The 20,015-nt window shown below is 69.5% G+C and carries 23 protein-coding genes and 1 pseudogene; 12 read left to right on the forward strand and 12 right to left on the reverse strand.

Going from position 1 to position 20,015, the window contains the following annotated elements; all coding sequences use genetic code 11:
- Positions 1 to 91: 91 nt before the first annotated feature.
- Positions 92 to 319 carry a hypothetical protein gene (locus ACWEK3_RS16770; RefSeq protein ID WP_450547777.1) on the reverse strand — a complete coding sequence of 76 codons (228 nt, stop codon included), beginning with the start codon at positions 317 to 319 and terminating at the stop codon, positions 92 to 94.
- A gap of 50 nt (positions 320 to 369) precedes the next feature.
- A complete protein-coding gene (locus tag ACWEK3_RS16775) occupies positions 370 to 1,308 on the reverse strand; it encodes a LysR family transcriptional regulator (protein WP_453249963.1) in 939 nt (312 codons plus the stop codon).
- Positions 1,309 to 1,463: 155 nt separating this feature from the next.
- Between ACWEK3_RS16775 and ACWEK3_RS16780 the strand changes: the two genes are divergently transcribed.
- Together ACWEK3_RS16780 and ACWEK3_RS16785 are read left to right on the forward strand one after the other, a co-directional pair.
- Positions 1,464 to 1,856, forward strand: coding sequence for a hypothetical protein (locus ACWEK3_RS16780; protein ID WP_384433011.1), 393 nt, complete (start codon positions 1,464 to 1,466; stop codon positions 1,854 to 1,856).
- Positions 1,857 to 1,882: 26 nt separating this feature from the next.
- A complete protein-coding gene (locus ACWEK3_RS16785) occupies positions 1,883 to 2,752 on the forward strand; it encodes an alpha/beta fold hydrolase (protein WP_450547775.1) in 870 nt (289 codons plus the stop codon).
- 90 nt (positions 2,753 to 2,842) lie between these two features.
- On the opposite strand, the gene ACWEK3_RS16790 is transcribed toward ACWEK3_RS16785, so the two are convergent.
- Together ACWEK3_RS16790 and ACWEK3_RS16795 are read right to left on the reverse strand one after the other, a co-directional pair.
- Positions 2,843 to 3,976 carry an NAD(P)/FAD-dependent oxidoreductase gene (locus ACWEK3_RS16790; RefSeq protein WP_453249964.1) on the reverse strand — a complete coding sequence of 378 codons (1,134 nt, stop codon included), beginning with the start codon at positions 3,974 to 3,976 and terminating at the stop codon, positions 2,843 to 2,845.
- Positions 3,973 to 4,836: a peptide MFS transporter gene (locus tag ACWEK3_RS16795; RefSeq protein WP_450542763.1), complete on the reverse strand. Its 864-nt coding sequence runs from the start codon at positions 4,834 to 4,836 to the stop codon at positions 3,973 to 3,975. The genes ACWEK3_RS16790 and ACWEK3_RS16795 overlap by 4 nt, the downstream gene beginning before the upstream one ends.
- Positions 4,837 to 4,947: 111 nt before the next feature.
- On the opposite strand from ACWEK3_RS16795, the gene ACWEK3_RS16800 reads away from it, so the two are divergent.
- The 4 genes from ACWEK3_RS16800 to ACWEK3_RS16815 all read left to right on the forward strand — a co-directional run bounded on the left by ACWEK3_RS16800 (position 4,948) and on the right by ACWEK3_RS16815 (position 7,570).
- On the forward strand, positions 4,948 to 5,367 hold the full coding sequence (locus ACWEK3_RS16800) for a YciI family protein (protein ID WP_384433026.1): 420 nt from the start codon (positions 4,948 to 4,950) through the stop codon (positions 5,365 to 5,367).
- Entirely contained in the window at positions 5,364 to 6,503 is a 1,140-nt protein-coding gene (locus tag ACWEK3_RS16805; RefSeq protein ID WP_450542765.1) for an RNA polymerase sigma factor, read from the forward strand. The genes ACWEK3_RS16800 and ACWEK3_RS16805 overlap by 4 nt, the downstream gene beginning before the upstream one ends.
- A 159-nt stretch (positions 6,504 to 6,662) precedes the next feature.
- The gene (locus ACWEK3_RS16810; RefSeq protein WP_453250038.1) at positions 6,663 to 7,058 is read left to right on the forward strand and encodes a helix-turn-helix transcriptional regulator; all 396 of its coding nucleotides are present in this window, start codon (positions 6,663 to 6,665) and stop codon (positions 7,056 to 7,058) included.
- Between the two features lie 68 nt (positions 7,059 to 7,126).
- Positions 7,127 to 7,570, forward strand: coding sequence for a VOC family protein (locus ACWEK3_RS16815; protein WP_453249965.1), 444 nt, complete (start codon positions 7,127 to 7,129; stop codon positions 7,568 to 7,570).
- A gap of 116 nt (positions 7,571 to 7,686) precedes the next feature.
- On the opposite strand, the gene ACWEK3_RS16820 is transcribed toward ACWEK3_RS16815, so the two are convergent.
- Positions 7,687 to 8,058 (reverse strand): hypothetical protein, encoded by a 372-nt coding sequence (locus tag ACWEK3_RS16820; RefSeq protein ID WP_453249966.1) that lies wholly within the window; start codon positions 8,056 to 8,058, stop codon positions 7,687 to 7,689.
- Between the two features lie 147 nt (positions 8,059 to 8,205).
- Between ACWEK3_RS16820 and ACWEK3_RS16825 the strand changes: the two genes are divergently transcribed.
- Complete coding sequence (locus ACWEK3_RS16825; RefSeq protein ID WP_450542768.1) at positions 8,206 to 8,529, forward strand: hypothetical protein; 324 nt, start codon at positions 8,206 to 8,208, stop codon at positions 8,527 to 8,529.
- A gap of 46 nt (positions 8,530 to 8,575) precedes the next feature.
- On the opposite strand, the gene ACWEK3_RS16830 is transcribed toward ACWEK3_RS16825, so the two are convergent.
- Positions 8,576 to 9,319, reverse strand: a complete 744-nt coding sequence (locus tag ACWEK3_RS16830) for a GNAT family N-acetyltransferase (RefSeq protein WP_450542769.1) — start codon at positions 9,317 to 9,319, stop codon at positions 8,576 to 8,578.
- 359 nt (positions 9,320 to 9,678) lie between these two features.
- Between ACWEK3_RS16830 and ACWEK3_RS16835 the strand changes: the two genes are divergently transcribed.
- The 4 genes from ACWEK3_RS16835 to ACWEK3_RS16850 all read left to right on the forward strand — a co-directional run bounded on the left by ACWEK3_RS16835 (position 9,679) and on the right by ACWEK3_RS16850 (position 12,331).
- On the forward strand, positions 9,679 to 10,575 hold the full coding sequence (locus tag ACWEK3_RS16835; RefSeq protein ID WP_450542771.1) for a methylenetetrahydrofolate reductase: 897 nt from the start codon (positions 9,679 to 9,681) through the stop codon (positions 10,573 to 10,575).
- A 62-nt stretch (positions 10,576 to 10,637) separates the two neighbouring features.
- Positions 10,638 to 10,802, forward strand: coding sequence for a hypothetical protein (locus tag ACWEK3_RS16840; protein ID WP_450542773.1), 165 nt, complete (start codon positions 10,638 to 10,640; stop codon positions 10,800 to 10,802).
- A 160-nt stretch (positions 10,803 to 10,962) separates the two neighbouring features.
- Entirely contained in the window at positions 10,963 to 11,163 is a 201-nt protein-coding gene (locus tag ACWEK3_RS16845; RefSeq protein WP_450542775.1) for a hypothetical protein, read from the forward strand.
- A gap of 229 nt (positions 11,164 to 11,392) precedes the next feature.
- A complete protein-coding gene (locus tag ACWEK3_RS16850) occupies positions 11,393 to 12,331 on the forward strand; it encodes a sugar phosphate isomerase/epimerase family protein (RefSeq protein WP_453249967.1) in 939 nt (312 codons plus the stop codon).
- A 22-nt stretch (positions 12,332 to 12,353) separates the two neighbouring features.
- Here ACWEK3_RS16850 and ACWEK3_RS16855 read toward each other — a convergent pair whose 3' ends face one another.
- The 3 genes and pseudogenes from ACWEK3_RS16855 to ACWEK3_RS16865 all read right to left on the reverse strand — a co-directional run bounded on the left by ACWEK3_RS16855 (position 12,354) and on the right by ACWEK3_RS16865 (position 17,439).
- Positions 12,354 to 13,010 (reverse strand): formylglycine-generating enzyme family protein, encoded by a 657-nt coding sequence (locus ACWEK3_RS16855; RefSeq protein ID WP_450542828.1) that lies wholly within the window; start codon positions 13,008 to 13,010, stop codon positions 12,354 to 12,356.
- Between the two features lie 157 nt (positions 13,011 to 13,167).
- Positions 13,168 to 13,434 (reverse strand): annotated as a pseudogene (locus ACWEK3_RS16860) (FCD domain-containing protein); the annotation flags it as partial.
- 243 nt (positions 13,435 to 13,677) lie between these two features.
- Entirely contained in the window at positions 13,678 to 17,439 is a 3,762-nt protein-coding gene (locus tag ACWEK3_RS16865) for a S8 family peptidase (protein ID WP_453249968.1), read from the reverse strand.
- A gap of 210 nt (positions 17,440 to 17,649) precedes the next feature.
- Between ACWEK3_RS16865 and ACWEK3_RS16870 the strand changes: the two genes are divergently transcribed.
- Positions 17,650 to 18,639 carry a helix-turn-helix domain-containing protein gene (locus ACWEK3_RS16870; protein WP_450542778.1) on the forward strand — a complete coding sequence of 330 codons (990 nt, stop codon included), beginning with the start codon at positions 17,650 to 17,652 and terminating at the stop codon, positions 18,637 to 18,639.
- Between the two features lie 388 nt (positions 18,640 to 19,027).
- Here the strand turns inward: ACWEK3_RS16870 and ACWEK3_RS16875 are convergent, their stop codons facing one another.
- From ACWEK3_RS16875 to ACWEK3_RS16885, 3 genes are all read right to left on the reverse strand, one after another.
- Entirely contained in the window at positions 19,028 to 19,168 is a 141-nt protein-coding gene (locus tag ACWEK3_RS16875) for a hypothetical protein (protein ID WP_453249969.1), read from the reverse strand.
- A complete protein-coding gene (locus tag ACWEK3_RS16880) occupies positions 19,165 to 19,299 on the reverse strand; it encodes a hypothetical protein (RefSeq protein ID WP_450542780.1) in 135 nt (44 codons plus the stop codon). The genes ACWEK3_RS16875 and ACWEK3_RS16880 overlap by 4 nt, the downstream gene beginning before the upstream one ends.
- Before the next feature lie 223 nt (positions 19,300 to 19,522).
- Positions 19,523 to 19,879: a hypothetical protein gene (locus tag ACWEK3_RS16885; RefSeq protein ID WP_450542781.1), complete on the reverse strand. Its 357-nt coding sequence runs from the start codon at positions 19,877 to 19,879 to the stop codon at positions 19,523 to 19,525.
- Positions 19,880 to 20,015: the final 136 nt, after the last annotated feature.

Consider the following 20,015-nt stretch of genomic DNA (forward strand, 5'->3'; position numbering starts at 1 on the left):
CGGGACCGCGACCCGCGCACGAAGGACCCCGCCACGTCGAACGGGTGTCCCGGTCCGGTACCGGACCGGGACACCCGTCGGGCCTCAGGCGTCAGCGCACCGGGTCGGCGCGGGCCACGGTCTGCTGCTGCCCGATCGCGTACTCCACCGTCACGTCCGAGAGTTCGGCCCTGCCGCCGCCCTGCTCGCCGGCGGACACCTTCAGCGCGAATTCCGCGGCGTCCGGCGCGGTGGTGGTGCGGTCGAGGTCCGCGTCGTAGGCGGGGAACAGCACCGGCAGCCGACCCTGCCGCGCCGCCGAGGTGCGGAACGTCCACACCGTGCGGCTGCCCGCGCTGCTGCCCGCCCCCGAGCCGTGCGGTGAAGCGGCTAAGCGGTCTGCCGGCCCCAGCGGGCGGGAAGGGGAGCCGGCACGCCACCGTGTGAACGGCGCACACTGTGGGCTGCGGAGACGAACTCGTGAACCAGCGGGGTGAAGTCGTCCTGCCGCCAGGCGATCGCGACGGTGCTGCCGGACAGTCCGGAGACCGGGACGAACGCGAGCCCGGGGCGGGCGTAGTACCGCTGGGACGAGGACTGCGTGAACGCGATCCCGCGGCCGGTCAGTACGGCTTCCAGGCACTCGTCCACGGTGGAGACCTCGGCTCCGATCCGCACCGCATGGCCGTCCCGGTGCTCGACGCCCAGCCAGAAATCGCGCCACTCGTCCGGGGCGCGGCGGGCGACGAACGGCTCGTCGAGCACCATCTCCACCGTCACGGCCGGGTACTGGGCCAGCGGATGGCGCTCGGAAAGGATGAGCACCCGCTCCTCGTCGAGGAGAGGGGCGCTCTTGATGGCCGGGTCCGACCGCAGCGGAGGGCGGACGAACGCCACGTCGACGTCTCCGTCACCCAGCCCGGCGAGCGGATCGGGGAAGGCGAACTGCCGCATCTGGACGTCGACGTGCGGGTGCCGGCGGCCGAACTCCTCGAGGATCGCGGGCGTCAGCTCCGCGGCGGCGTTCGCCACGAACCCCACCGTCAAGCGGCTCGCCTTGCCGCGGGCGGCGCTCCGCGCCACGGCGATGGTCCGGTCCGCGGCGGCCAGCGTCTTGCGTGCCTCGACGAGGACCGCCTCACCGGCCGCGGTCAGCTCGACATGCCTGCTGGTACGGCGGAACAGCTCCACGCCGCACATGTGCTCCAGCTTGCGGATCTGGACGCTGAGCGCGGGCTGAGAGATGTGCAGGTGTCGGGCCGCCCGGCCGAAGTGCAGGTCCTCGGCGACGGCCGTGAAGTACCTCAGCAGGCGCAGGTCTAGCTCCATGGCCGGAATGATACCGCCGGGTTCTCCGCGGACCCAGAAGCATGCCGCCGTCCATCAATAACCCTGGATTATCGATCGGCGGCGGACTTGTATTAGACCGCCTCGCCGCACCGCATTAGCTTTGCAGAAACATCGGCATTACCGAGGAGAGGTAAATGGCGACAGCAACGGCGCAGAAGCCAGTGGATCGTTTCCGTCGGCTCAGTGACGACGATGCGGAAATCCAGGCGCACGGGAAGTATTTCTCATGCAGCTACCTGCTCGACATGGAGACCCATTCCTTTCTCGTCCGCGTGCACCGTGGGCGCATCGAAGAACTGATCGTCGACCCGGAGCCGCTGGCGGCCTACGACTTCGCGATCCGCGCGACCGCCGAGACCTGGCAGGGATTCTGCCGGCCGACCCCCGGCCCCATGTACCACGGCATCTGGGCGGCCACCTTCCGACGGGGCATGCGCCTCGAGGGGGACCTGCTGGTCCTCATGCAGAACCTGCGCTGTCTGACCCGGCAGCTGGAACTGCTGCGCGTCACCGGCCCGCTGGGCTGACCGATCCCCCTGCCGAAAGGAATCCGATGAGCAATAATTCCCGCATCTCCCCGGTCACCGGCCACTACGTCACCATCGACGTCGAAGGCATCGAGTACAAGGTGTTCTATCTGGAGAACGGCGAGGGTCAGCCGCTCGTCTGCCAGCACACCGCAGGCGCCCACAACCACCAGTGGCGCGATCTCCTGGAAGACGAGGAGATCACCAGCAATTACCGCGTCATCGCATACGACCTCGCCCGCCACGGAAAGTCCGACCCGCCACGGAATACGGACTGGTGGAAAGAGGAGTACAAGCTCACCGCCGACCACTACGTGGCGTTCATCACCGCATTCTGCGACGCTCTCGGGCTGGAGGACCCGATCTTCATGGGCTCCTCCTTCGGCGGCAACGTCGCACTGCAACTGGCGCTGCGCCACCCGGACCGCTTCAAGGCCGTCATCCCGGTCGAGGGCGCCGACTACTCGCCCGGCTTCTACCTCGACTGGTGGCAGCACCCGCACGCCAACGCGGCCCAGGTGTGCGCCAGCGGAGTGTGGGACCTCATGGCACCGCAGTCTCCGGAGCGGGACCGCTGGGCCACGTGGTTCTACTACAGCCAGGGCTCCGAGGCGTTCAAGGGCGACCTGTACTTCTACTCGGTCGACCACGACCTGCGCGACCGGCTCGGCGACATCGACGGCGAGGCGTGCCCGGTGATCATGCTCACCGGCGACTACGACTACCTCACCACCCCCGAGGACGGCGAGCGCACCGCCAAGCAGATCCGCGGCGGGGAATTCATCGAGATGAAGGACATCGGCCACTTCCCGATGAGCGAGAACTACCCGCGGTTCGCGCAGTACCTCAAGGACGCTCTGCAGCGAATCGAGGAACGGACCAGCCTCCCCGGCTGAGCCGCCGCCCCGGGGCGTTCGACTCTCGTGACCGCGTGCGCCGGGTCGGCAGCCGTGGCGCGGCTGCCGACCCGGCGCGGGGCCGAGACCTCAACGCAGCGGGTCGTAGGGCGCCAGGTCGATCCCCGGATCGACCTGGCGGGCCAGGCGCGCGGCGACCGAACCCGCGTAGGGGCCGATCGTCAGACCGGACGCCCCGAGGCCGTTGACCACGACCAACCCGGCGACCTGCGGAACCGTGCCGAGCAGCGGTCGGATGTCGGGTCCCATCGGGCGGAACCCGATGCGGGTCTCCACGTGCGTGGCGCCGGCCAGCCCAGGGGCCACCGACAGTGCCTCACCGAGCACCTCCGCCATTCCGGCCGCGGTCACCCGGTGGTCGAAGCCGGCCTCGTCCTCGCGGGTCGCGCCGACCACCACCCGCGAGTCGTCGAAGGCCAGGAGGTAGTGCCGTGACCGCGGCAGCACGACGGGCCAGTTCGCGGTCTCCACGCCGGGCAGCCGCAGGTGCATGATCTGGCCGCGCTGCGGCGCGACCCGCACCTGGACGCCGATCGGTTCGAGCAGTTGCGGCGACCAGGCGCCGGCCGCCGCGATCACGGCGTCCGCGCCGACGAACTCGTCGTCGACCCGCACTCCGCGGACCGCGCCGTCGGCGACGATCGCGGCCGTGCCGTTGACGACCCGAGCGCCGCGCCGGACCGCGGCGCCGAGCATCGCGTCACGGACCGAGCGGCCGTCCAGGCGCGCTCCGCCCGGGATGTGGATCGCCGGGCCGTCGTGTCCAAGCGGCGGGAAGAGCTCGCGGGCCCGGCGCGCGCCGATCAACGCCACCTCGCCGGCCATCGGGGACTTCGCGGCACGCTCGGCCGCGCGCCGTAGCGCCTCCTCGGATTCGGCCTCCGAGACCAGCCGCAGCGAGCCGACCCGCCGGTAGCCGAACTCGGTCTCCCCGTCAGCGGTCAACGCCGCCAGCAGCTTTGGGTAGTGCTCCGCTCCGGCAACCGCGATCCGGTACCAGTCCGGATCGTCCACCTGGGACGACCACGGGCAGATGATGCCCGCACCGGCCGACGTCGCGCGGCCGGGGGCCAGCGAGTCCACCAGGACCACGTCCACTCCGGCCAGGGCCAGCTCGTAACCGGCTGCCGCACCGGCGATGCCGCTGCCGACGACCACCACTCGCATGTCCTGCTCCTCCTCGTTGGACCTACTTCTTCTCATCGCACACCGCCCATGCGCCGCTGCACCCACGGCGCGATCAGGTGCATGACAGCTCCGGTCGCCATGACGGCCGCACCGACTCCGGCGAAGTAGCCGACTTCGGTCTCCGGGCGGTAGAGCTGCACCAGCTGCGCGTTGATGCCGCCCGCCGCGGCGGAGGCCAGGAACCACAAGCTCATCATCTGGGCCAGGAAGGCCCTCGGGGCGAGCTTGGTGGTGGCCGAAAGCCCCACCGGCGACAGGCACATCGACCCGCAGATCACAACGAAGTAGCTCGCGACGAGCCACCACGGGCTGGCGAGCGCGTCCACGCCGTGCAGCAGACCGGGCCCCGCCATCAGCACGAACGAGGCACCGCCGAGCAGCAGTCCGGTGGCGAACTTGCGTGGCGTGGCGGGCTGCCGGTCACCCAGCCTGATCCACAGCCAGGCGAAGGTCGGGGCCAGGACGAGCGTGGCGATCGGGTTCAGCGACTGGAACCACGAGGACGGCACCGCGAGCCCGAAGACCTCCAGGTCGGTTCGCGTGTCCGCGAACTGCGCGAGCACCGAGCCGGACTGCTCGTTGACCACCCAGTAGCACACCGCGCCGATGAACAGCGGGATGTAGGCGATCAGCCGTGACCGCTCCACGGCATCGGTGTGCGGGCTCCGCAACATCATGATCAGGTACGACACCGGCAGCAGCACCGCGAGCACCGTCACGGCGTTGATCAGCGTCTGGACGGTCAGGGAACCGGCGGCGCCGAGAGCCGCGACCACCAGGGCCAGCACCGCGACACCCACGGCCGCGCGCATCGCCACCCGGCGCCGCTCACCGACGCGGAGCGGATTCGTTGGGCCCGGCTCGCCCGGGCTCATCCACGAGGGCCCGAAAAAACTTCGGACGGCGATGTCGAGAACCGATGACCGGCTCCGTCCTCGGGGTGAACGCGACGACAATGGGTCGCACCAGTACCGAGGAGAACCACCATGGCGAAGTACCTGCTGCTCAAGCACTACCGAGGCGCTCCGGCCGCGGTCAACGACGTGCCGATGGACCAGTGGGCGCCGGAGGAGATCTCGGCCCACGTGCAGTACATGAACGACTTCGCGGCCCGGCTCGAGAAGACCGGCGAGTTCGTCGACGGTCAGGCGCTCGCCCCCGAGGGGGCCTGGGTCCGGTATGACGGTGAGGGGCGCCCGCCGGTCACCGACGGCCCGTTCGCCGAGACCAAGGACCTCATCGCCGGCTGGATGGTGATCGACGTCGACAGCTACGAGCGGGCCATCGAGCTGGCCGGGGAACTGTCCGCCGCCCCCGGGGCGGGCGGAAAGCCGATCCACGAGTGGCTCGAGGTGCGCCCGTTCCTGGCCGCGCCGCCCACCATCACGGAGTGCCCTCACCGATGAACGAGGCCCTGCTCCGGAGCCTCACGCCGAGCGTGCTCGGGATCCTCGTCCGCCGCGGAGCCGACTTCGCGGCGGCCGAGGACGCCGTGCAGGACGCCCTGGTCGAGGCCGTCCGCGTCTGGCCGGCCGATCCGCCGAGGGACCCCAAGGGCTGGCTGGTCACCGTGGCCTGGCGCCGCTTCCTGGACGCGACCCGCGCGGACGCCGCCCGCCGCCGGCGTGAGGACCTCGTCGACGAGGAACCGGCACCCGGGCCCGCGCCCGCGGTGGACGACACGCTCCAGCTCTACTTCCTGTGCGCCCACCCGTCCCTGACCCCGTCGTCGGCGGTCGCGCTCACGCTGCGCGCCGTCGGCGGGCTGACCACCCGGCAGATCGCCCAGGCCTACCTGGTGCCCGAGGCGACCATGGCGCAGCGCATCAGCCGCGCCAAGCGCACCGTCTCCGACGTACGGTTCGACCAGCCCGGCGACGTCGCCACCGTGCTCCGCGTCCTCTACCTGGTCTTCAACGAGGGCTACTCCGGCGACGTCGACCTCGCCGCCGAGGCCATCCGCCTCACCCGGCAGCTCGCGACCGTGATCGACCACCCCGAGGTGGCGGGGCTGCTGGCCCTCATGCTGATCCACCACGCCCGGCGCGCCAGCCGCACCGCACCCGACGGCAGCCTGGTACCGCTCGCCGAGCAGGACCGCGGCCGGTGGGACACCGAGTCCATCGCCGAAGGCATCGGGATCCTGCAGACGGCCCTCGCCCGCGACCGGCTGGGCGAGTTCCAGGTCCAGGCCGCCATCGCCGCACTCCACGCCGACGCGCCCACCACCGAGGAGACCGACTGGGTCCAGATCGTCGAGTGGTACGACGAGCTCACGCGCCTGACCGACAACCCCGTCGTCCGGCTCAACCGCGCCGTCGCCGTCGGAGAGGCCGACGGACCGCGCGCCGGCCTGGCGGCACTCGCGGCACTGGACGACTCACTGCCCCGCCACGCCGCGGTCGCTGCGTACCTGCACGAACGGGACGGCGACCTGGCAACAGCGGCCCGGCTGTACGCCGAGGCGGCCCACAAGGCCCCCAACCTCGCAGAACGCGACCACCTGACACGCCAGGCAGCCCGGCTCAACACGCACCGGTGAGCAATCGCCGCACGCGGTGCCGGTAGTCGACCTGTGGATCAGCCCGTCCGGGGCCGGCACCCGGGGATGTGTCACCATCGCTGGGTGAGTACCACGCCGGCCTCGACGTCCGACGCCCAGCTCTCGCAGTTGCGGCGGCTCCGTCTGGCCAAGGACGCCATGGACCGCGACTGGGCCGAACCCATCGACCTGGACGCGCTCGCCGCGCACGCCGGATACTCGCGCTACCACTTCGTCCGCGTCTTCCGGGACTTGTACGGCCAGACACCGGGGCAGTATCTGAGCCGCCGCCGCATCGAGCGCGCGGAGGACCTGCTGCGCACCGCCGACCTGTCGGTCACCGAGATCTGCACACTGGTGGGCTTCACCAGCCTGGGATCCTTCTCGTCGAGCTTCAAGAAGCACACCGGCCTCACCCCGAGTGAGTACCGTGCCCGGCATGTCGGGCAGGGAGCGGCACTGATTCCCGGGTGTTACGCGCTGCTCTGGCACGGAAGCTTCAAGGGACTACTGGAGCGCGGCACCGAAGAGCGCAACTTTGGAGAAGCCCCGTGAGGCGGCGGTAACTACGGTGGTTGCAGCGGGTGGGCGAGTGGCGCCCCGCCGAGCACACGGAGTCAACCATGATCAAGGGCTTGTCCATCGCCAACGTCTGGGTCCTCGACCACGACCGGGCCAGGGCGTTCTACACCGAGAAGCTGGGGCTCGAGGTCCGTGTCGACATGACGATGGGCGAGGCCGGGATGCGCTGGCTCACCGTCGGCGCCGAAGACCAGCCGGATCTCGAACTCACACTGATGGTCCCGGGCCCGCCCGCGCTCGACCCCGAGTCCGCCGAGGAACTGAAGAAGCTGATCGCCAAGGGCGTACTGGGCGCGGGCGTATTCGCCACCGACGACATCCATGCCGACTACCAGGCGATGAAGGCACGCGGAGTGGAGTTCCTGCAGGAACCGCAGGAACGGCCGTACGGCACCGAGGCCATCTTCCGTGATGACTCCGGCAACTGGTTCTCCTTCACCCAGCGCCGCGAGCAGCTTGACCTCGACAAGGATTGGAGCTGCTGACACATGAGCCGAAGACCGTGACCTTCATGTCCGTATTTGGGCGTGTCACTGGTCTGGAGCTCTCCCCGGTGCGAACCGGTCGGAAGGAGGCCGGGGTGGCGGCTGGCGGCGGGGCGTCAGCGCTTCGTACGCCACAGCCAGCCCGCAGCGAGCGCGGGCAGGAGGATCTCCGCTCCGGCCGCGATCCGCTGCGGGGTCAGGCCGGCCGGGTCGACGTAGTACATGAACACATCCAGCGCGGCCGTCAGCACGACCGCGACGAATGTCGCGAGTGACTTGTCGCGCACCGTCCAGTACGGCGAGATCCAGAGCAGCACCAGCGCGGCCAGCCGTACCGCCACGCCCAGCGGCAGCCACAGGACGGCCAGCAGCCCGACCAGCGCCAGCAGCAGTACCGGAACCAGCGGGGGCACACCGCGCCGCTGCGGCTTGCCGGAATCCCCGGCCCCGGGGTGGGCGCCGGCCTCCGCGTTGTCGAAGGTCCTCATTTCGACTCTCTCGTTGAAGTGCCTAGGTACAGCGCCACGGCGGCACGACGAACGTTCGTAGCAACGGCGAGGCGGGTCCGAGGGCGCGCTCGGCCGACCGGAACGGACGTGCTCCGCCCGCCGCGGCCGCGCGAGCACGGCGCCTTCGTGATCATCATGCCGGTCGATCCGGCGGAGTTACCGGACGGTTCCTGCAGATCCTGCGAAGGTCTGGCGAAAGCCGCACATGGCAATGCGGCAGGGACGGGCTTCCCGCGCCTTCCCACACGAACGCGACTTCTCGGCTTCGGAGAGGCGCCCGCGCTGAGCCAACTCACCGATGAGTGCCGGCAGCACACGCAGTGGCGCGACGGCGTACTCGGCTGGGACACCCCGCGCCAGATGCGCACATTGCGCCGCCCGGTCCTCGAACGCACGCCGTGGACGGCCGTTACGGCCACACCCGTGCTCCGCCCGGCCACCGTGAACTGACCTCACTGGTCGCCGCAGAGAGCAAGGCGGGCCGTACGAAGGCGACCTATGGCACGACGACGGTCAGCGACGTGTCAGTCAGTTCGAAACCGAGCTTCTCGTACACGCGGCGTGCCGGATTCGCGTCGCTCACGGCGAGGGCGACTTCGGTCAACCCGTCGGCCGCCGCATCGCTGAGCACTCGGCGGAGCAGGTTGGCGCCAAGTCCCGCGTAGCGTGCCCCTGGTTGGCGAAACACGTCGGCGATCCAGGGCAGGCCGTTGCGGTCGGTGACGATCGCCCCGGCGACGACGTGGTCCGTCTCGTCCACTACCAAGGCACTGCACGGAAGGACGGGACCGAGGACGGACCCCGCCAGCAGAGGTGCCAGACGCTCGTTCAGTGCTTCTTCGTCGCTGCCCTGGTGATGGTCCGGGTGCCCGGCGGCAAATGCGGCTCGCCATGCCGGGAAGACCGCGTCGGCGGCGCGGTCGCAAGGAACCACGCGAAGTCCGTCTCCGAGGCGCGATGACCAGTCGGCCGGCGGTGGAGACGCGGTCAGGTCCTTTCGCATCTCATGAGCGTGCCGCATCACCCGGGCGCCCCGGCGCAGCAGTTGCTCGCCGAGCTCCACCGATCCCGACACCGCCCATCCCGACATGTCGGAGACGATGGTGTCCACGGGGTCGGGGCCGACCGCTTCGGCCAGATCCGCCCATGGGTGCCCCTCGCGAACACCGCGCAGGTAGGTCAGGACCGGCACACCGTGCGCGTTCGTCAGGGTCTGGCGCTGTTCGTCGTTCTCAGTCACTCTTCGTCCTCGGTGGATCACATGTGATCGGCCCAGACATCCTGCGGTTTCGCGTTCAGCACGGCAACAGAATTAAGGTCCACCTCGGCAGTCCCACTGAATTTCCGGGCTGTGAATGTCCGCTACACCCGTATTGCCCCTATGTTGCTTTCGTCTACGTCACATGCCCCGGTCCGGTCGCGACGGTCGCCAAGGGCGGATGAGGTCATCCGCGTGATCCGCGGCGAGGCGTGGACCTCTGGCGTTGCAGCAGGTCCTGAGCCAGGCCTGCACGGAATGCGCCGCGCGTACACGCAAAGAAGGCAGGGTCGCGCAGCCCCTTCATGTTCACTTCGCCGCACCAACCTACGGAGTATGTGATGACGTCCGCGAGAACCGCGCAGGAACCCGCTTCCCGAGCCGTCGGCAGCCTGTTCGTCCGCCCGGCGAAAGCGGTGTTGGCAGACGCGCTGCGCAACGCCTCGTACGAGATCCTGCCGTTCAAAAGCGCGGAGGAGAAGGTACTGGCCCATGTCCCGAAGGACGTGGCGCTCACGGTGACGACGACCGAGGCAAAGGGCCTGGGTCCCACGATCGATCTGGCCGTTCGGCTCAGCGGGCACGGCTACAGCGCCGCCCCGCACATAGCGGCGCGCTTGGTGCGCGATGAAGCACACCTCACCGACATCGTGTCGCGGCTGCGGGACTCCGGTGTGGATCGGCTCTTCGTCATCGCCGGGGACGCCTCCGAACCAGCGGGTGCTTTCCCGGACGCTCTGAGTCTGCTCGAGGGCCTTCAGGCAGTGGGACGGACTTTCGCGTCCATCGGGATCGGTGGTTACCCCGAGGGTCACGGCACGATCAGCGACGAGCTGATCGAGAAGGCCCTTCAGGTCAAGGCGCCTTACGCGAGCCATGTCATCACGCAGTTGTGCTTCGACGCCGAGACCACGATCCGTTGGGCGCGCACAGTGCAGGCAGCCGGGGTCGAACTGCCCGTCCGGGTCGGCATTCCCGGCGCGATCAGCCGCGAGAAGCTGATCCGTGTCTCGGCCGGACTCGGCTTGGGCCAGTCGGCGCGCTTCCTGAAGAAGCGCCAGAGCATGCTCTGGCGCTTCTTCCTGCCCGGGGGCTACAGCCCGAACAAGCTCATCGAGCGGCTCACGCCCGCATTCGGCATGTCCGACCACCGCTTGCAGGGCTTCCACGTGTTCACGTTCAACGACCTCGACAGCACCGAAGCCTGGAGGCAGGCCTGGCTGGCCCGTCTGTCCTGACTCATGTCGCACATGCCCCTGGATGCGGCACACAGAGCCTGGCTCAGGAGGGATGCACCATCGTGCAGAGCCAGCAGTTCGTCAGCTCCACGAGTCACACCTTCTATCCGCGGGTCGAGTTCGCCCACGTCGACGGCACGGCCCTGGACCTGGACGCCCCGCGGCGGAAGGTCGGGCTTGTCGCCGGCGCATTCGACATGACCTGGCAGCTCACCGACGGCCTGTGACGGCCGCGGGCGGTCATCATGGGAACGCACCTTGGCCGGCATTGCTTCGGGCTTCTGACGGACCCGGCGAGGTCGTGGTCCTCGGACATCGCGTGGTGCGGCCGCGTGGAACCTGGCCGTACGGACTTGGCAGTGAGGCGACTGGACCATGACAATGCGCATGATCGATCGAGTCGGCCTGGCTGTATCGGCTGTGGGCGTTCTGGTCTGCCTCATGCTCGTCATCGGTGCGTTGCAGGCGTATCTGAGTGGGGATCAGCCGGCATGGTTGGTCGCGTTGGCGTGCCTGCTGCAAGTCACCACGGTCTGGCAGTTGGTCCGCGATATCCGCCGCCGCCGGCCACGGAGCGAGACGAGCTGACTTTTTGTGCTGGTCAGCACGCTGCTCAGGGGAGCCCGGTGGTGGATCGGATTCCCCCACGAGGGCTTCGCCGGACTGTCGCGGACGAGCCCTCCCGTAGCCCTCATGGCCACAGCGCAGCCGGCAGCCGAGTGATCTGCGACTTATGGGCGATCGATGTCAAAGACCTTGTGTAAGCGGTTGATGTGTTCATAGCATCCTCTCAACTTTCGCTGAGAGAGGGACAAAGATGAACTCCGCTCAAGGAAAGTCACACGGTCGCCGTCAATTCCTCCGTGGAGCAGCGGTCTCCGCCGCCGTACTGGCCGTCGGATCGCAGACCTGGTCGGCGCAGGCGGCCCCGTCCCCCGGAGCGGGCAGACGAGTTCCGGCAGGCCGCATCGGTCTCCAGCTCTACTCGGTGCGCGACATGCTCGCCGTCAATCCCGAGGGCACACTCGAGATGATCGCCGACGCGGGCTACGCCGAGATCGAGCCCGCCTACACCTACGGCGGGCGCACCGCCGAGCAGTTCCGCAGGATCGCCGATGCGAACGGGCTGCGGGTGATCGGCAGTCACCACAACCCCGGCGACTTCCGGGGCGCCCGCGCGCAGCAGACCTTCGACAACGCGCTGGCGCTCGGACAGGAGTACGTCGGCGTCTCCTACATGGACGGCGCCCAGACCGCTCAGGGCTATCGTGCGATGGCGCGGGAGATGAACCAGTGGGGCGAGGCCGCCCGGGCCCGGGGACTGCGCTGGTATGCCCACCTGCACGACAACGAGTTCCACGCGGATCGGCAGACCGGGCAGACTCTCTTCGATGTGTGGCTTGAGGAGACCGACCCGGATCTGGTCTGGTTCGAGATGGACCTCTACTGGATCCTGCGGGCAGGTGCGGACCCGGCCCCCTACCTCAGGTCGTACGAGAAGCGGTTCCCGATGCTGCACGTCAAGGACGGCGCACCGTGGAACAACATCGAGACCGACCTGGGAGAGGGCGAGATCGACTTCGCGGGGATCTTCGCCAACATGCGGCATCTGCCCCATCACCACTACATCATCGAGAGGGACCAGCAGCCCAACCCGGTCCGCACCGCCCACGTGTCCTACGACTACTTCCGCACGATCCGCGTAGGCCCTCCGGGCAACGGCCACGGCCCCGGCGGAGTCGCTCAGGGGTCCTGACCGACCACTTCGGAATGAGCTGTCAGGGCCGAGGCAGCGGTGAGCGCGCGACGCGAAACCCCACATCGTCGATACGGAAGGTCGGGTGACTGCGCCGCCGCACCGAGGCCCGGCAGCTCCAGTGCTCGTCGGACCATCCACCGCCACGAAGCACTCGATAGGTGCCGTACACCTCGGCGTCGTAGACGTCCCAGCACCAGTCCCACACGTTGCCCAGCATGTCGTACAGGCCCCATGCGTTGGGCTGCTTGCCGCCGACAGGGTGGATCCGCCCATCCGAGTTGCCCTGATACCAGGCGACCTCGTTCAGTTGGCCGTACCGCGGGCCGGTGGTACCCGCACGGCAGGCGTGTTCCCACTCTGCCTCGGTCGGCAGCCGGTAACCGTCGGCAGAGGCGTCCCATTCGGCCGTGTCGTCGCCGGCACGGAGGTGATACGCGGGCGTCAGACCTTCGTGCTGGGACAACGCGTTGCAGAACCGGACCGCGTCCCACCACGAAACACCCTCAACGGGCAGCCGGTCACCTCGGGCGGTGCCCGGCCACTGACCGGTGACCTGTGCGTACCACGACTGAGTGACCGGGAACGCCGTCATCCGGAACGGCGCGACGTCGACCGGCCAACTGCGCTGCGTCCGCCGATCCGACAGCGTCACGAGCCCCGGCGGGACCGTAACCATCCCGTTTGCTGAGCCCGCGTCCACAACGGCTCACCCTACCGGCAACCTCGGCCCATGCGTCCGCGATGTCCTGCGACTCGGCATGCTGCAGATCAAGCGTCGAAGACTGTGGGGCAAGTTCCGGGGCGGGGTCCACGTTTCAGAGTTGAAGAGCCACTCAGCCGAAGAGCCACTTGAGGGTGCGTTCCCGGGAAGCGCGTACGTGGCGACGCGCAGCGGCGGCGGCCCGATCAGGGTCGCCGCCGGCGATGGCCTCTGCCGGCGCCTCGTGCTCGGCATGGATGAGATCGAAGTCCTCGATCTTGCGGCGCAGCCAGTCGACGCGTCCCACGATGGGCTCGAGCGTCTCGGCGAGCAGCAGGTTGCCGGAGAGTGCGGTGATCTCCTGGTGCAGGCTGGAGTTGGCCGCGTGCACGGCCGGGACGTCGCCCTCGTTGCGGCTTGCCGGCCGTGCCCACGCCTTCGCCCACTATGACGCGATGCGCGCTCAGGCCCGGACTGGGCGCCAGAGCCTCCGCTCTATACAAAGAAGGCTCGTTCCTGTGGCAGTGCCGAGCGGCTGTCCGCCGTAGTGATCCTCCATGGACCCGGCCATGAAAATGGCCCGCCGGACGGCTCACCCCCCACAGGAAAGCCGCCCGGCGGACCGGTCAGGACGTGATCGTGATCAGCGCACGGCGTACGCGTCGGTCACGGTCTGGATGACGGAGTTGCCGTTGGAGTCCGTCAGTTCGGTCTTCAGCGTGACCGGCTTGCCGGCCGCGCCCGCGTGGTTCACCGTCGCGGTCCAGCGGCCATCGCTCTGCGAGGTGGTGCCCTCGGTCCAGGTCGTACCGCCGTCGTACGAGTACGAGACCTTGGCGGCGACCAACTCGCCGGGCCTGTAACCCGCGTGACCGGTGACGCTCAGGCCGATCGTCTGACCGTCCTTCGCCGGAAGGGTCTTGAGCCCGTCCGTGTCCAGGTCGTAGTTCGGGAAGAGCAGCGGAATGCCTTGGGAGTAGGCGTTCTCGTCCCGGTGCGAGCGGAACTTCCACACCGTCTGGGTGTGGGTGGACCGCTTCCACACGGCGGCGGGCGACCCGAACTTCATGGTCTCCAGGGAGAGTTCGTACGCGGCGTCCTCGGCCGGGACGGTGAACACCCCGGACGGCCACCCGGTCTGGCCGATCACCTTGCCACCGCTGGTGAGCTTCATGCTGCCGACGTCCCCGAAGGAGCCCTGGATGCCCATGTGCTCGGTGTCGCCCCAGAAGGCGGGTGCCACGCCGATCAGGTTGTCCTGCCGTTCGGCGGCCAGCTGGAGCTTGCCGTCGGCGTCGCGCGGGGCGGTCGGGGCCGGGATGCCCCGGTACCAGTTCTCCGCCCGCTTCGAGCCCTCGGTGTACGTGCGCGCCTGGTCGGCCATGAGCTCGCCCCAGGGGAAGCTGGAGGAGAGGTAGCGGGTCCAAGCGGTGTCGCCCGCCGAGTAGTACTCGGTGCGCTTTCCGGGGACGGCGACGGAGTCGGAGGCGGCGGAGAACATCCCGCCGTACGGCCGGCCCATGAGCATCATGTCGACGTAGTCCGACGCGGCGCCCATCGCCTCGTAGGTCGAGGTGACCGTGCCGAGCTTCTTGTCCCGGACCTGGTAGGTGCGGTCCGAGGTGACCGGGCCGGTCTCGGGGAAGGCGAGGTTGTAGACGAACGGGCTGACGGCGGTGGCCTTCCAGCTCAGCGTCACTGGGCCCTTGGCCAGGGCGGCCTTGAGCTGAGCGGCCTCGTCACCCTCGATGCCGAGCGCGGGCACCGGCGCCTGGCCGAAGCCGAGTGACGGCTGCCAGGGGCCCGCAGCGCGGCGGTGGGCGATGATCGCCTTCGCGCCCGCGGCCTTCGCGTCACGCGCCAGGGTGTACAGGTAGCCGTCGTCGTCGGCCTGGACCAGCGCGATCTTCCCGGCGACGCCCGCGGCCTTCAGCTCCTCGGGGGTGCCGTTGCCCGCGTCGATCAGGGCGGCCTCGCCCGTTCCGTCGAGGTTGACGGAGCCGGTGCTCGCCGCCTTCGGGTGCAGTTCGGCGCCGCCGATGACCGACATCTGCTCGATCTGCGGGGCGTAAGTGCGCCAGAAGCTGGCGAACTCGAAGTCGCCGTCGCGTGCCTTGCCCTGTACGTCCGCCAGGTAGGTCCCGACGCTCCGGTTACCGGTGATGGAGCCGGAGTGCAGCCAGGTTCCGTTCCAGGTACGGCCGAAGGTCAGGGTCGTGGAGCGGCTCTCGGAGGCGCGGTCCGCGGTCTCCACCTGGAGCCGGTGGGCCTTGCGGGCGTCGAGCACCAGGGTGGTGTCCTTGGTGACGTCGACCTGAGGCCGGGCGAGGTAGCCGACGGACTCGGACATGCGGCCCGTGGCGTCCGTGGCGTCCGGCGTGATGACGAAGCCGGAGACGAAGTACGCACCGGGCCGCAGCTGGTAGACCTGCTCGGCGGTGCCGTCGTTGAAGCGGCGCTCACCGCTGGCGGTGTCGGTGCCGATGACATCCAGCGAGGAGGAGCCCGTGGCGGGCTTGCCGACGCGGTCGATCATCTTGACGCGCAGGGTGACGGTCTCCGGCTCGACGTACAGGGAGAACGGGGTGGAGACCTTCACACCGTCGGGCCCGGTGGCGAGTACGCGCCCGGTGACGTCGCCGTACTGGGCGGCCTTCAGGTTCGCGGCCGGGTCGATGCGCAGCGGGACCTTCACGGTGGCCCCGGCCGGGACGGTGACGGTGTTCGCGTCGAGCGCTGCGACGGGTGAGCGGACCTCGGAGCCGTCGTTGCCGGTGACGCCCTGGACCTTCAGCGACAACTTCACCGGCGCGGTGCCGGAGTTGGTGTAGGGGAGGTCGACGGTGGTGCGGTCGCCGTTGCTCTGCGGCCAAGAGAAACTGCCGGCCTGGACGGCGGGGGCGCCGACGACCGTCGTGTCGATGGCGGCCTTCACGTCGAGACGGCCGGCGCCGGTCTCGCGCACATCGCCGGGGATGTCGCTCTTCGCGGACGACACCAGAGCGGTCTTGACCTGCTGGGCGGTCCAGTCCGGGTGACGCTGCTTCACGAGAGCGGCGGCGCCCGCCACGTGCGGGGTGGCCATCGACGTACCGGACATCGACTGGTAGGCGTAGATGCCCCGGCCGCCCGCGGCCGCGGCGGAGATACCGACGCCGGGGGCGGCGATCTCCGGCTTGAGGGTGTGCGCGCCGAGCACGGGCCCGAGGCTGGAGAACCAGGCGGTGGAGTCGTCGCGGTCGACGGCGCCGACGGTCAGCACACTCGGGGCGCAGCCGGGCGAGGAGACGGTGTTGAGCGTCGGGCCGGAGTTGCCTGCCGCGACGACGAACAACGTGTCCTTGCTCTGGGCGAGTTTCTCGGCGGCGACGCTCATCGGGTCGGTGCAGTCGGTCGGCTCCGGGCTGCCGAGGCTCATGGAGACGACGTCGGCCTTCTGGTCGACGGCCCACTGCATTCCGGCGATGATCCACGATTCGGCGCCGTAGCCGCTGTCGTTGAGGACCTTGCCGTTGAGCAGGTCGGCGTCGGGGGCGACACCCTTCTTCTTGCCGTCGCTCGCGGCACCGGAGCCGCCGACGGTGGAGATGGTGTGGGTGCCGTGGCCCTGCCGGTCGTCGGTGCTGCTGGAGTCGGTGAAGTTCTCCGAGGCGGCGATCCGGCCCTTGAGGTCGGGGTGTTCCGCGTCGGCGCCGGTGTCGAGGACGGCGACCTTGGTGCCCTTGCCCGTGTATCCGGCGGCCCAGGCGAGGTCGGCGCCGATCTGCTTGGTGGACCGGTCCAGGGTGGCCTGGACCTTGCGGTCGAGCCAGATCTTCTTGAGACCGGAGGCGGAGCGGGAACGGGTGTTGGTGACGTCCGCCCAGAAGTCGGCGGCCTTGGCCTTGTCCGTCTTCAGCGCGATGCCGTCGATGGCGTCCAGTTCGGGGCCGCGCTTCGCGCCGCGCGGGGTGGCGGGCGCGGTGCGACCCGCGGCGTCGCCGTAGACGGCGATCAGCGGCAGCGCGGTGGTATGCGCGTCGTCGTAGCCCTGCCGGACGAGTCCCGTGACATTGAAGAGTTCCTCGTCGACCGTGCCCGCGGCCAGCGCCCGAGCGGCGGTGTCGGGGTAGACGTAGAGGTCCTTGCCGGACTGCCGGGTCTGGAGGAGGGGCATGGAGCCGTCCTCGCGCGGCAGTGCGGTGACCGACGCGGCCCCTGAACCGTCCGTGCGTACCAGGACCTTGTCGCCGGTGACCAGGGTGACGGTGACCGGTGTGCCTGCCTTGGCAGCGGTCGTGCTGCCGGTCAGTGGTCTCTTTGCGGTCGGGTCGTCCTGCGGCGCGGCCGCGGACGGTGCGATCGCGGTGACGGCCAGGACGGCGGCGGTGGCCGCCCCCAGCGCCGTGCGCGATATCGGACGCATCGTTCTCCCTAAGTAAAACCGGTTAACTCTGAACTAACGGTGGCATTCCGGAAGTTGTCGGAGCCGCCGTGGCGCCACATTGGCAGAGGGACGGGCGATACAGGGATGATGGCCACGGCGGGTTTACGCCGTGGCCGCTTTTCGCCGCGACCGGAGGCCCGAGTACGGCGACGACATGCGGAGTCAGGACTTCCGGGAGGGGAGCGAGGGATGCTGGGAGCCATAGGTCTCGACGAGATACAGGAGTCGGTGTACCGCGCCCTCGTGGCGGTGGGCGCCGCGGAGGTCTCCGACCTCGCCCACCGGCTGGCGCTCCCCGAGCCGGACACCGAACGGGCCCTGCGCCGACTGGAACAGACCGGCCTGGCCGCCCAGTCCTCGTCCCGCGTCGACCGCTGGGTGGCGGCGCTGCCCGCGGTGGCGCTGGGGGCTCTGCTGACCCAGCAGCGCCATGAACTGGAGCAGGCGGAACTGGCGGCGGCGATGCTCGCCGAGGAGTACCGGGCGGAGGCGACCGATTCCGCCGTGCACGACCTGGTCGAGGTGGTGACGGGTGCGAGCGCGGTGGCGCACCGCTTCTTCCAGTTGCAGTTGGGGGCGACGAACGAGGTGTGCGCCCTGGTCACCGGGAAGCCGGTCGCGGTGAGCGGTATGGAGAACGAGGCCGAGGAGCGGGCCGCCACGCGCGGGGTGTCGTACAGGGTGGTGGTGGAGCGCGAGGTGCTCTCACTGCCGTCCGGGATCATGGAGCTGTCGGCGGCGCTGAGCCGTGACGAGCAGTGCCGCGTCGTCGACCGGGTGCCGACCAAGCTGGTCGTCGCCGACGAGGCCCTGGCGATGGTGCCTCTGACCGGCCGGGGCGCGGAGCCCGCGGCCCTCGTCGTCCACGCCTCCGGACTGCTGGAGTCGCTGATGGGTCTGTTCGAGGCGGTGTGGCGGGAGGCGATGCCGATCCGGCTCGGCGGGGGCGGCCGGCCGGAGGAGGAGTCCAACGGGCCGGACGCCATGGACCTGGAGGTCCTGTCGCTGCTGCTGGCCGGGCTGACGGACGCGAGCGTGGCGAAGCAGCTGGATCTGGGGCTGCGGACCGTGCAGCGGCGGGTGAAAGGCCTGATGGAACTCACCGGAGTGTCGACCCGGCTCCAACTGGGCTGGCACGCGTACGAGCGGGGCTGGGTGGCCCGGGAGCCCCAACTCTGACCTGTGGTCGCCTGCGAAGCCGCACGATGTGGCTGGGCTACGGCCACGATTCGCGTTGCGCCTTCTGATCACGTGTAGTTGCCCAGTACCTGTGGCCCGCTTGGCCGGCAGACATGGCAGCCAGGAGCGTTCAAACCGCGCGATGGAAGTCATCCACGTATGATGAAGCGCGCCGACACCTCGCCGCCGTCACCGTTGCCGCAGTCGTCATCTGGCTCCGGTCGTGACCGGAGGCGCTCACCCAGCCTCGCAACAGCTTCTCCCTCTCGGCCCCTCGAGGCGACCCGCCTTCCCATGCACGGCCCCATTCCGACATCGCCGCCAGCGTCGTGGCCATCGTCGCGGCGCCCTCCGTGAGGCGGGTCAGGAGGGTGCGGGAGAGGTCGACCTAGGTCTGGGGGTAGCCGACGGCCGCGGCGACGTAGGTCGCCAACTCGTGCTCTCCGTCGGATGATTCCACGCGCACCGTCATCATCGCCGGGGCCTCGTCCACCAGGCCGTGGCTCATGGGCAGGGCAAGCCCCGTCACCGTTCCCAGAGCCAGTTCTTGACCGCGCCGACCTGCCGCATCAGGGACTTCACAGGGACGTCCGCCACCGTCAGGGCGTTCACGTCCTCCCACAGGTGAAGCCCGGACTGCCCGTCGCCCAGGGCCACCACGCCCTCGGGGGCAGACGCACCCCGGGAGCCAGACCGGACGGCTTCGGGCCCACGTACACGTCGCCCTCGGCGATCCAGAACAGGCCCACCATGGCCATGGGTTGCTCACTTCTCCCGACGACGGCACCGCCGTCGTCTCACACATCAAACGATCAGGTCGTCCTCCGCAACGCGCGAAGTAACCGCGAAGTTCCCGCTCACCTGCCGCAACACAAGTTCGCGGCTAGGGTCTGTCCTGCGGATCCTGCGGCGTCACAGCGTCGAACAGGGGCCAGCCGTCCACCTCCACCGACCCCGCCGCGGGAAACAGTTCACGAGCCAGGGCCTCTTCCAGCAGCGCCCTTACGCTGGAGGGTGCGTGGAGATTCAGATACTCCCGGTCCGGCAGGCGCACCGCCGCGCCCTCGTCGAAGTAGCCGTCGGAGATGACCCGGTCGGGTCCCGGCCGGAACACCAGACGCAGACGAGCCCGGCTTCCGGGACGCCATAGCGTCACCGTGCTGCCGCACCCGGGGTAGCCGCGCACCCGATCGTGCCGGTGCGCGAAACACCAGCCGTACATTGTGCTGCCCACCACCATGCGGCGGACCCTGCGCCTGCTCCCCATGACCGCACTCTAGACACAGACTTGATAGGCCGTCTGCAGGGCACGCGGGCTGTGACGAGGACGAGGCGCTGCAGTGGGACGCCGTCCGGCCGTCACGCCGTCTGGGCGT

This window comes from Streptomyces sp. NPDC004721 (assembly GCF_053601495.1).

Coding starts and splice junctions, on each gene's coding strand:
- ACWEK3_RS16775 (WP_453249963.1), bottom strand. CDS start 1,308: ATGGAGCTAGACCTGCGCCTGCTGAGGTACTTCACGGCCGTCGCCGAG.
- ACWEK3_RS16780 (WP_384433011.1), top strand. CDS start 1,464: ATGGCGACAGCAACGGCGCAGAAGCCAGTGGATCGTTTCCGTCGGCTC.
- ACWEK3_RS16785 (WP_450547775.1), top strand. CDS start 1,883: ATGAGCAATAATTCCCGCATCTCCCCGGTCACCGGCCACTACGTCACC.
- ACWEK3_RS16790 (WP_453249964.1), bottom strand. CDS start 3,976: ATGAGAAGAAGTAGGTCCAACGAGGAGGAGCAGGACATGCGAGTGGTG.
- ACWEK3_RS16795 (WP_450542763.1), bottom strand. CDS start 4,836: ATGAGCCCGGGCGAGCCGGGCCCAACGAATCCGCTCCGCGTCGGTGAG.
- ACWEK3_RS16800 (WP_384433026.1), top strand. CDS start 4,948: ATGGCGAAGTACCTGCTGCTCAAGCACTACCGAGGCGCTCCGGCCGCG.
- ACWEK3_RS16805 (WP_450542765.1), top strand. CDS start 5,364: ATGAACGAGGCCCTGCTCCGGAGCCTCACGCCGAGCGTGCTCGGGATC.
- ACWEK3_RS16810 (WP_453250038.1), top strand. CDS start 6,663: ATGGACCGCGACTGGGCCGAACCCATCGACCTGGACGCGCTCGCCGCG.
- ACWEK3_RS16815 (WP_453249965.1), top strand. CDS start 7,127: ATGATCAAGGGCTTGTCCATCGCCAACGTCTGGGTCCTCGACCACGAC.
- ACWEK3_RS16820 (WP_453249966.1), bottom strand. CDS start 8,058: ATGAGGACCTTCGACAACGCGGAGGCCGGCGCCCACCCCGGGGCCGGG.
- ACWEK3_RS16835 (WP_450542771.1), top strand. CDS start 9,679: ATGACGTCCGCGAGAACCGCGCAGGAACCCGCTTCCCGAGCCGTCGGC.
- ACWEK3_RS16845 (WP_450542775.1), top strand. CDS start 10,963: ATGATCGATCGAGTCGGCCTGGCTGTATCGGCTGTGGGCGTTCTGGTC.
- ACWEK3_RS16850 (WP_453249967.1), top strand. CDS start 11,393: ATGAACTCCGCTCAAGGAAAGTCACACGGTCGCCGTCAATTCCTCCGT.
- ACWEK3_RS16855 (WP_450542828.1), bottom strand. CDS start 13,010: ATGGTTACGGTCCCGCCGGGGCTCGTGACGCTGTCGGATCGGCGGACG.
- ACWEK3_RS16865 (WP_453249968.1), bottom strand. CDS start 17,439: ATGCGTCCGATATCGCGCACGGCGCTGGGGGCGGCCACCGCCGCCGTC.
- ACWEK3_RS16870 (WP_450542778.1), top strand. CDS start 17,650: ATGCTGGGAGCCATAGGTCTCGACGAGATACAGGAGTCGGTGTACCGC.
- ACWEK3_RS16885 (WP_450542781.1), bottom strand. CDS start 19,879: ATGGTGGTGGGCAGCACAATGTACGGCTGGTGTTTCGCGCACCGGCAC.